11 protein-coding genes and 1 pseudogene are annotated in these 9,642 nt (G+C 58.6%); 6 read left to right on the forward strand and 6 right to left on the reverse strand.

What is annotated here, in order from left to right:
* Nucleotides 1-5 precede the first annotated feature (5 nt).
* The 6 genes from ACM62R_RS02655 to ACM62R_RS02680 all read right to left on the reverse strand — a co-directional run bounded on the left by ACM62R_RS02655 (nt 6) and on the right by ACM62R_RS02680 (nt 4,280).
* On the reverse strand, nt 6-995 hold the full coding sequence (locus tag ACM62R_RS02655) for a BMP family lipoprotein (RefSeq protein ID WP_415182524.1): 990 nt from the start codon (nt 993-995) through the stop codon (nt 6-8).
* Between the two features lie 189 nt (nt 996-1,184).
* A complete protein-coding gene (locus tag ACM62R_RS02660; RefSeq protein WP_415182525.1) occupies nt 1,185-1,595 on the reverse strand; it encodes a GNAT family N-acetyltransferase in 411 nt (136 codons plus the stop codon).
* Between the two features lie 2 nt (nt 1,596-1,597).
* Nucleotides 1,598-2,242 carry a tRNA (adenosine(37)-N6)-threonylcarbamoyltransferase complex dimerization subunit type 1 TsaB gene (gene tsaB, locus ACM62R_RS02665; RefSeq protein ID WP_415182526.1) on the reverse strand — a complete coding sequence of 215 codons (645 nt, stop codon included), beginning with the start codon at nt 2,240-2,242 and terminating at the stop codon, nt 1,598-1,600.
* A complete protein-coding gene (locus tag ACM62R_RS02670; protein ID WP_415182527.1) occupies nt 2,232-2,795 on the reverse strand; it encodes a NifU family protein in 564 nt (187 codons plus the stop codon). Before ACM62R_RS02670 ends, tsaB begins: the two co-directional genes overlap by 11 nt.
* Before the next feature lie 102 nt (nt 2,796-2,897).
* A complete protein-coding gene (locus tag ACM62R_RS02675; protein WP_415182528.1) occupies nt 2,898-3,353 on the reverse strand; it encodes a universal stress protein in 456 nt (151 codons plus the stop codon).
* A gap of 60 nt (nt 3,354-3,413) precedes the next feature.
* A complete protein-coding gene (locus ACM62R_RS02680; protein WP_415182529.1) occupies nt 3,414-4,280 on the reverse strand; it encodes a branched-chain amino acid aminotransferase in 867 nt (288 codons plus the stop codon).
* Between ACM62R_RS02680 and ACM62R_RS02685 the strand changes: the two genes are divergently transcribed.
* The 6 genes and pseudogenes from ACM62R_RS02685 to ACM62R_RS02710 all read left to right on the forward strand — a co-directional run.
* Nucleotides 4,267-4,551, forward strand: coding sequence for a hypothetical protein (locus tag ACM62R_RS02685; protein WP_415182530.1), 285 nt, complete (start codon nt 4,267-4,269; stop codon nt 4,549-4,551). The two genes, ACM62R_RS02680 and ACM62R_RS02685, sit on opposite strands and share 14 nt — an antisense overlap.
* Nucleotides 4,552-4,587: 36 nt before the next feature.
* Entirely contained in the window at nt 4,588-5,487 is a 900-nt protein-coding gene (locus ACM62R_RS02690; protein ID WP_415182531.1) for an NAD-dependent epimerase/dehydratase family protein, read from the forward strand.
* Complete coding sequence (locus ACM62R_RS02695; protein WP_415182532.1) at nt 5,484-6,089, forward strand: sugar transferase; 606 nt, start codon at nt 5,484-5,486, stop codon at nt 6,087-6,089. The genes ACM62R_RS02690 and ACM62R_RS02695 overlap by 4 nt, the downstream gene beginning before the upstream one ends.
* A gap of 110 nt (nt 6,090-6,199) precedes the next feature.
* Nucleotides 6,200-8,119 carry a polysaccharide biosynthesis protein gene (locus tag ACM62R_RS02700; RefSeq protein ID WP_415182533.1) on the forward strand — a complete coding sequence of 640 codons (1,920 nt, stop codon included), beginning with the start codon at nt 6,200-6,202 and terminating at the stop codon, nt 8,117-8,119.
* A 124-nt stretch (nt 8,120-8,243) separates the two neighbouring features.
* On the forward strand, nt 8,244-9,113 hold the full coding sequence (locus tag ACM62R_RS02705; RefSeq protein WP_415182534.1) for a tyrosine-type recombinase/integrase: 870 nt from the start codon (nt 8,244-8,246) through the stop codon (nt 9,111-9,113).
* Between the two features lie 10 nt (nt 9,114-9,123).
* Nucleotides 9,124-9,642, forward strand: a pseudogene (locus tag ACM62R_RS02710) (transposase zinc-binding domain-containing protein); the annotation flags it as partial.

The following is a 9,642-nucleotide window of genomic DNA, read 5'->3' on the forward strand; positions in this document are numbered from 1 at the left end:
GTGGCTTAGTTCACCGGGCAGGTGTTGTCGGTCATGTAGTCATGTACGGTGATTTCGCCCGCGATGATCTTGGCGGCAGCCGCATCGACGGCCGCTTTCATTTCCGGCGTCACGAGGGCGGCGTTGTTGTCATCCAGCGCGTAGGCGACGCCATCTTTTGACAGGTCCATCAAATCAATGCCCGTCGTCATGTCGGCACCTTCGGTAAAGATGTCAAAGACCGAATTATCGACCCGTTTGACCATCGAGGTCAGCACCTGGCCCGGATGCAGGTGGTTTTGGTTGCTGTCCACGCCGATCGACAGGATGCCCTCATCGGCGGCCGCTTGCAGCACGCCAATACCGGTGCCGCCCGCCGCAGCATAGATCACATCGGCGCCCTGCGATATTTGCGATTTGGTCAGCTCGCCCCCTTTCACCGGGTCGTTCCAGGCAGCGGGAGTGGTGCCCGTCATGTTCTGGATTACTTTGGCGTCGGGGTTCTGGGCCTTTACGCCCTGCACATAGCCACAGGCAAATTTGCGGATCAGCGGGATGTCCATGCCGCCGATAAAGCCGACGGTATTGGTTTTCGACGCCATCGCCGCCATCATGCCTACAAGGTAAGATCCCTGCTCTTCGGTAAAGACCACAGATTTCACGTTGGGCTGATCAACGACCATGTCGATGATTGCAAATTTGGTGTCCGGATAGTCGGGCGCCACGGTATTGAGCACATCACCAAAGGCAAACCCCGTCATCACAATCGGATTCAACCCAGATTCGGCCAACTGGCGTAGGGCCTGTTCGCGCTGTGCCTCGGATTGCATTTCCAGCTCTTTGTAAGAGCCGCCGGTTTCTTCCTTCCAACGCTCGGCGCCATTGTAGGCGGCTTCGTTGAAGGATTTGTCAAATTTGCCACCCAGGTCGTAGATCAGTGCCGGGTCGGCCAAAGCCGCGCCAGAACAAAGCGCCAGCGTGGCAGCCGCGCCCAGAAACTGTTTCATCAGGGTCATAGGGTATCTCCCGGTCTTGTTAGGGCACCTGCAACAAAGGGCACCTGTTGGCGGACAACACGTCCGCAGACCAATGGATTAGGGCCGAGTCAGCGCAGACGGTCAAGCGCGATTTTACGCTTTCGGCAGAGTAGATGGCAGTATCTGCGGCGCGCAAGGCCGCCGCCGAACGCGGTGCAGCCGGTTTCGTTACAACGCGCGCGTCATCACTATGGCATCTTCGGCGCGGCCGTCGGGGTGGTGATAATAGCGCCGCCTCAGCCCGGATTCGTGCCAACCAAGGCCCAAATATAAGGCGCGGGCGGCAGTATTGCAGGCTGCGACCTCTAAAAAGGCGGTATCGGCCCCCAGGGTGCGCGCCGATTGGGCAAAGCGCGCCACCAGCGCGCGCCCGGTGCCAAGGCGGCGGGCTGTGGGGGCTACTGCAAGGGTCAACAGCTCTGCCTCGCCTGCAATCGCGCGGCCTATCAAAAAACCGTGCGGTCCGGTTTCCAAAAAACAGCCCGGCAGTGCCAAAAGCGCCACGATTTCGGATGCCGACCACGGGCGCGGCGTAACGAAACAGGCTGCATGCAGGGTGGCAAGGTCGACGGGGGTCATGGTTACCCCTCAAGGATCAGCGGCGCCGGGTCTGACGGTGGGCTGGCGTCTGCCGCGCGCAGATATAACGGCGCCGGGCGGGGTTGGGGGTGCGGGTAACGGGCGGCGGCAATACGGGCGATGGCGACGGGCAGCGGAAGCGCCGCAGCCAGCACCGGCACCCCCGGCAGCAGTGCCCCCAACGCGCCCGCCGCAGAGCCGGTCAGCGCCCCCGCCACAACCGTTAGCTGATCCAACGAAATCAGTTCCGGCGCGCTATCGGGGCCAAAATGCTGGGCATAGACCTGCCCCCGGCGGGCATCCTCGACCACGGTCAGTGGGCGCGGCAGATCCAGCGCCCGCGCCTCCAGCAGGGATACCCCTATGGCCGGGATACGCAGTGCCAGCGCCAGCCCGCGCGCGGCTGAAACCGAAAGCCTGACACCGGTAAAGTTTCCGGGCCCGATGCCGACGCCAAGCGCTGTCAGATCGCGCCAATGGATGCCATGGCGCGCCAACATTTCTTCCAGCATCGGCATCAGCCGTTCAGCCTGACCCTTGGCCATGTCTTCCGAGCGGGTCTCAAGCAAGGTTGATCCCCGCAGCAAAGCGGCCGCGCAATGCGCGGCCGATGTGTCAAAGCCCAGTATGAGTGGATCAGACGGCAACGGGCCGCACCTCGACCACCTCGGGGATATAGTGCCGCAACAGGTTCTCGATCCCCATTTTCAGCGTCAGGGTCGAGGATGGGCAACCGGCACAGGCACCTTGCATATGCAGATAGACCACGCCGCGTTCAAAGCCTTGAAAGGTAATGTCGCCCCCATCCTGGGCAACTGCCGGACGGACGCGGGTATCCAGAAGTTCCTTGATCTGGGCCACGATTTCAGCATCGGGGCCAGAATGGGCCGCATGACCACCATCAGCGGGCGCCTCGCCATCCACTGCGGGTGCACCTGATTGAAAATGTTCCATGATCGCGCCCAGAATGGCGGGTTTGGCATGGTCCCATTCAGTGCCCGCATCTTTGGTGACGGTCACGAAATCCGAGCCTAAAAATACCCCGGTAACCCCCGCTACCGCAAATATCCGGCGCGCCAGTGCCGACTTTTGGGCTGCCTCCAGATTAGGGAAGTCGGCGGTGCCCGCTTCAAGCACGGTAAGGCCGGGCAGGAATTTCAGCGTGGCGGGGTTGGGTGTCGACTCGGTCTGGATAAACATCTTGGCGCTCCTTGGCTGGACCAAGATATGGGCGCAAGCAGGGGTTTAGTCAAGTTTGGAATCGTTCTAAATGGTGGTATCTTCCAATATCATGAAAAACACTCAGGTAATCTTCTCCAGCCGTTCCTTTGACATGTCGCCGGGAACGATGGTCAGCGGGCAGGGAAGGTTGCCCGAATTGCGGCTTAGTTGCGTGACCAGCGGGCCGGGGCCCGATTTTTCGGTGCCCGCGCCCAATACCAATACCCCGATCTGGGGATTGTCGCGGATTGCATCAAGGATCTCGGTCAGCGGTTCGCCTTCGCGGATGACCAGGTCGGGGTTGACCCCCTGCCGGTCACGCATCCATTTTGCAAAGACCTCGAAATGCGCCTCGATCCTTTCGCGTGCCTCTTGGCGCATGATCTCGGAAACGCCGATCCAGTGCTGATATTCCTCAGGCGGGATCACCGACAAGATTGTAACACCGGCCCCGGTGTGGGCCGCGCGCATTGCGGCATAGCGCATCGCGTTCAGGCATTCACGGGTGTCGTCCAACACAACCAGAAACTTGCGCATAGGCCCTCCGATGTTTGCGCGATGATGGCCGAGTTGCCCCCGGTTTGGCAAGAATGTCGATCAAAGACGGCTTGATGCCGCCCAATCCCAGTATAGGTCGCGCGCGCGCCGGGTAATGGGGCCATGGGCATAGGTGACATCATCAAAGGCCGCGACCGGGGTGACCTTGGCAAAGTTCCCCGACAGAAAAACCTCATCAGCGGCGCGGAAATCATCGAGCGTCAGCACCGCTTCGCGCACGTCAATACCATCGGCGCGCAGGTTGGCCATGTGGCGCGCACGGGTTATTCCCGAAAGGAAGGTGCCGTTGGCGATGGGGGTAAATACCACGTTGTCGCGCACCATGAAGACATTGGCCGTGGCACTTTCAGCGACATTGCCCATCGCATCTTGCACCAGGGCATTGCCAAAGCCCTTGTGCTTGGCCTCGACCAGCATCCGCGCGTTATTGGGGTAAAGGCATCCGGCCTTGGCGTTGCAGACGTTGTCAGCCAGAACCGGGCGGCGAAATTGGGTTGTGGTCAGCGTGGTGCTGGCCTCGGGCGCGGGCATCGGCACCTCTTCAAGGCATAGTGCAAACCCCGTTACCCCCTCCATCGGTGCCACGCCCAGATCCGAACCGTGGATGGCCCAATACATCGGGCGCACATAGACTGCCGCCCCCTGCGCATAGCGCTTAAGCCCTTCGCGGGCGATTTCATAAAGGGTGGCCGGGTCCATGGTGGGGGTGATCATTAACGCCTGGGCCGAACGGTTAACCCGCGCGAGGTGGGCATCAAGGTCCGGCACCATCCCCTCAAACAGCCGCGCCCCGTCAAACACCGATGAGCCTTGCCAGATGCCATGATCGGCCGCGCGCATCACCGGAATGTCGCCTTCGTGCCAGTTGCCGTCAAACCAGGTGCGGATATTCTTGCCGATCGACATGGGGCCTCCTTCGGTTTTGTTGCGATATAATCAGGATGAGGTGCGCACGTCCAGCGGGGTAGAGCAATCCATCGCCGTGCGTCGCGGGGCTATTGGAGGCGCGATTTTCGGGCTGACCCTGAGGGTTTTTGATTGGCGGATGGTTTTCATCCAGACGCCGATGCTTTTGGGGCAACTGGCGCAGGCGAGCATGGTGCAATTGGTGCCGCGGCGCAAAAGAGCAGCGTTCCCCTTACGCATCTTAAGACAGCATTCACTTGATCGTGAGTAGTTTGGAAAAAACCATTCATTCATTGATTCGACAGGCATGATGGACAGTTCGCAAAACCCCTATCCCAAACGTGATCGCCTGTTGGTTGTCGGTGGAACCGGACGTTTGGGGCGGCTTTTGCAGCGCGCCTTTGCCCTGAGTGATGGTGGCATAGATATCGTCTGGCAACGCCGATCAGGGGTGGCGGCTACTGATAGCGGTGTCGGTGTGGAATTTTTCGACCCGCTGTCGCAGCCCCAAGCATATCGGCGCGCTGCGAAAACGGCCGATGTGATACTCAATCTGGCAGGGGTCACGGCGGGCACCGAGGCAGAGTTGGCGCTGAATACGGACTTGGCCCTTGCTGCGGTGGCAGCGGCGGGGGGGCGCCTCGTGTTGTTGGCCTCTTCTGCGGCGATTTACGGCGCCGACGCGGGGCCGCTAAGCGAAGATTGTCAGGCGCGTCCAATCTCTCCCTATGGTCGTGCCAAACACGCGATGGAAAGGGCTGCCCTGGCGGTAGCGCAGGCCACAGGGGCCAAAGTATGCTGTTTGCGTATCGGCAATGTGGCAGGCGCGGATGCCCTTTTGGGGGGTGCTGTGCCACGCGAAAGGCGCCTGCTGGATACCTTCGCAACCGGCGCTACGCCCCGGCGCAGTTATATCGGACCGTCAGCCCTTGCGCGGGCGTTGCAACTGCTTGTTACCCGGGCCGCCAAGAGTTTGGCTTTGCCCAATAGGCTGAACCTTGCGCTGCCGGGCACCGTCGCGATGGCGGATCTGCTGGGCGCCAAAGCCGAGCCATGGAGGGCCCGTGCGGCCCCTGTAAATGCAATCGCCGAAGTTTGCCTGGATGTTAACCGTGCTGTCGCGCTGGGATTGGTGCCCGATGCCATGACCGATGCTGCCGCAATCTGGGCGGATCTTGCAACCACATTGAAGGGAAGACCTGCATGAGTCCCGCCAAACGCGCCTTTGATATTGGTTTTGCCCTGCTTTTGTTGCCTTTGCTTGGCCCGCTGATCGTGCTGATCGCCTTGGGACTGGCATTGACTGGCGGCGGGCCGATTTTTTACGTCAGCGAACGCATGAAAGCGCCGGGGGTGCCTTTTGGGCTTTGGAAGTTTCGGACGATGCGGGTTGTAGCGCAGGACTTTGGCGTTTCCGGCGGCGACAAACAATCGCGGGTTACACGAATTGGCCGCGTTCTTCGCCGGTTCCGGGCTGATGAATTGCCGCAACTGCTGAACATTTTACGAGGGGACATGAGCTTTGTCGGTCCACGTCCGCCGTTGCGCCAATATGTCGAACAATTCCCCGAGGTCTACAGCGTGATCCTCAAAAACCGCCCCGGCGTCACTGGCCTTGCCAGTCTGCTTTATCACCGGCACGAAGAGCGCATCTTGTCAGCCTGTAAAACTTCGGCACAGACTGAGGCCACTTACGTCAACCGCTGCATTCCCGTCAAATCGCGCCTGGATCTGATTTACCAGTGTAATCAGACGATTTGGTTCGATATCATGTTGATCTTTCAAACCGTAGGAAGGGTGCTGCGTTGAGATTGCGCGCATAAGTTTATTTTTAACCATCTGCTTTTACGATGTCTTAGCCAAGATTCAGTATCTGACCGCGGGATCGACCCGTAAGCAATCATGCGAGGTATATGTAAATGATGAAGAAAGTAATCTCGCTGACTCGGATACAAAAAAACGTTATTCTTCTTATCGCCGATCTATCGACCGTACCTGCAGCCATGGCTTTGGCAATCATGCTTCAGTATTCCACATTGTCGCCGTTTTCGCGATTTTCCGAACTATGGGCGTTTGTGCCGCTATTAATGATTGCCCTAGCCGCATTTACAGCTGCACTGGGTCTGCGCTGGGTCCGGCTGAAAGACTATGATCTGGTCTGTGTAACGCGCTCGGGTGGGCTGGCTGCACTATTAGGGGTAACGATGGCGCTACTGATGACGTTTGGCGGCATAGTCAGCCCAGCGGGATTTTATGTGATTTTGACTCTTGCCTTTTTTGCACTTTATGCGGGCTTACGACTGGCAATGTTGCAAATGCTACGTATAATCTATCGCCGCAGTCGTGTGGTAACCCGGGTGGCCATTTACGGTGCGGGTCAAACCGGAATTATGTTGGTGAACGCATTGCGAAATCACCCCCATATCATACCCTACCTTTTTTTGGACGACAATACATCCCTGCGCGGTGTCAATGTCTGCGGTCTGCCGGTTCATTCAGGTGCGCACCTTAAGCGTCTTGCCACCGACTTCAAGATTGATCGGGTTATTCTGGCAATTCCATCTCTGCCCGCCCACAAGCAGGCCCTGCTGACCAGGCGGGTGGAAAAACTGGGATTGGAGATGCAATCTCTGCCGGCGTTCGCTACCTGTGTCGGTGGCGAAACTTTGCTGAAAAAACTAGATCCAGACGCGGCTGTCACCTTGCTTTCACGTCCGGCGCTGGATGAGGGAATGGATATCAGTGACGGTAAATATGCTGACATGAATGTTCTTGTTTCGGGTGCTGGGGGCTCAATCGGGATGGAGCTTTGCCGTCAGGTCCTGCGTTGCCACCCCGCACGGCTCGTCTTGTTTGAGATGAGCGAATTGGCACTCTACAATGTCGCTTCAGAGATGCTGACGCTGGCAAGTGATCTTAATGTTGAGATTGTTTCTATCTTGGGATCAGTCGCTGATCCGATCCTAGTGGCCCAAGTATTGAAGAATCAGCAAATCAATATTGTGCTTCATGCGGCCGCTTACAAACATGTGCCCCTGGTTGAAGCTAATCTGCGCATCGGCATGGCCAATAATGTATTAGGCACCGCTATATTGGCACAAAAATCACGCGAGGCAGGAGTTAGCCGATTTGTTCTGGTGTCTTCGGATAAAGCCGTTCGCCCTTCCAATGTTATGGGGGCAACAAAACGCTTTGCCGAACTTGTGGTCCAGGATCTGGCGTCACGCCCCTCTTCAACTATCTTCTCGATTGTTCGTTTTGGAAATGTGCTGGGCTCATCTGGATCGGTCATCCCCTTGTTTCAACAGCAGATTTCTTGTGGTGGTCCGGTGACGCTAACTGATCAAGGTGTCACGCGTTATTTCATGACTGTTCAAGAGGCCGCCCGACTGGTTCTTCTGGCTGGCTCTTTTGCTGAGGGTGCAGAAGTTTTCATTTTGGACATGGGCAAACCCATCTTGATCCGTGATCTTGCACGCAGCATGATTGAAGCCTCAGGATATAAAGTGCGTGATGCCGATACCCCGTCAGGAGATATAGAGATCATAATAACCGGGCTTCGACCGGGCGAAAAATTACATGAGGAGTTAACATTGCAAACAGCCACACGGGTCACAGCGCATCCCAAAATCATTTGCGTACGCGAGACTGCCCTGTCAGAATTGGAAATTGCAACGGCATTGCGCAATCTGCGCTACGCGATCAATACAGGGTCGGATAACGAAGCGCTTATGGCGCTAGCCAGTGCAGTGCCCGAGTATGACCCCCATGGCCATCCTGCTATGGCGCTTCCCATGCAGATTGTTCGGGCATCCCAAATTCATCAACAAATCCACTAGGGCGTGTTGACAAAAGGGATTGAACGAACCCGCCGACGCGGGAGTGGTGTCGGGGTTGGCGGGAATGGCCTTCTGCTGGGAAGGTTTGGTTGCTCAAGACCAACCTTTATCAGGAGACCATCCCATGGCTGATGCCACACCAGCGGTAAGCCCGCTGCGCCGCCGTATGATCGACGACATGACGCTTCGTAACCTGTCGCCAACCACGCAGCGATTCTATCTCCATGCCGTCACGAAGTTCAGCCGGTATTACGACCGTTCGCCGGATCGGCTGGGGCTGGAGGATATCCGCGCCTTCCAAGTCTATCTGGTATCGCAGGGTATTTCCTGGCCGGCGCTAAACCAGACGGTTTGTGCCTTACGCTTCTTCTACAGCGTGACGCTGAACCGGGCAGAGATCCCCGAACGGATTGCCTATGCGCGCACGCCCCGCAAGCTGCCGATGATCCTGAGCGCCGATGAGGTCGTGCGTCTCCTCGAGGCGGTGCCGTCTCTGAAGGCGCGCACGGCCCTGACGGCTGCTTATGCCGCAGGGTTGCGCGCCTCGGAAGCAGTCAGCCTGAGGATCGCGGATATCAATAGCGATCGCATGCTGATCCAGGTTCGTCACGGCAAGGGGGCCAAGGACCGAACCGTCATGCTCTCGCCGCAGCTTCTTGTTATCCTGCGGACCTACTGGCGCCTAGCGCGACCGACGAACTGGCTGTTCCCCGGGCGCGGCGACAAGTCGGTCTACGTGCAGGTACTCCATTCCGCCTGCCGGTCCGCGACCAGGGCGGCAGGTCTGACCAAGAAGGTCAGCGTGCACACGCTCCGGCACAGCTTCGCCACCCATCTGCTGGAGAGCGGAGTCGATATCCGCATCATCCAGGTGCTACTCGGGCATAATAGTCTGTCGACCACGGCCCGCTACACGCAGGTTGCCACGACGACGATCGCGAAGATGCAGAGCCCGTTCGGTCGCCTGAGCCTGGAGGTGGTGCCGCCCGGCTGAGGGCGGCTTCATGCGCCCCACGCTGGATGTGGCGGATATCTTCCGCCGCCATGGCCCTGCCTATGTCCAGGCCCACGACGGCCATCTCGGTCGGGTGGAGCACCGCGTGATGTCCGCAATCGAGCTGTGCCGCACGTCCGCGTTTGGCGGCCATGTTGAGGGTTGCCGTGCGGTACGGTTCATGTCGCCTATAATTCCTGCCGCAACCGGCACTGCCCGAAGTGCCAGGGTGCGGTCGCGCGCGACTGGCTGGCGGCACGTACGGACGATCTGCTACCGGTTCCCTATTTCCACGTGGTATTCACACTGCCCGCCGAGATCGCGGCGATAGCCTTCCAGAACAAGACGGTCGTCTACGGCATCCTGTTCAAGTCCGCCGCCGATCCCCGGCATCTCGGCGCCGGGATTGGCCTCATCGCGGTCCTGCACAGCTGGGGTCAGACCCTGAGTTCCCATCCTCACCTCCATTGCACAGAACCGCCCCGGGTTTACCGGAGGGTGATTTGTTCAACGACTAGGCGACCATATC

The organism is Phaeovulum sp. (assembly GCF_047638075.1).
GTDB lineage: Bacteria > Pseudomonadota > Alphaproteobacteria > Rhodobacterales > Rhodobacteraceae > UBA6197.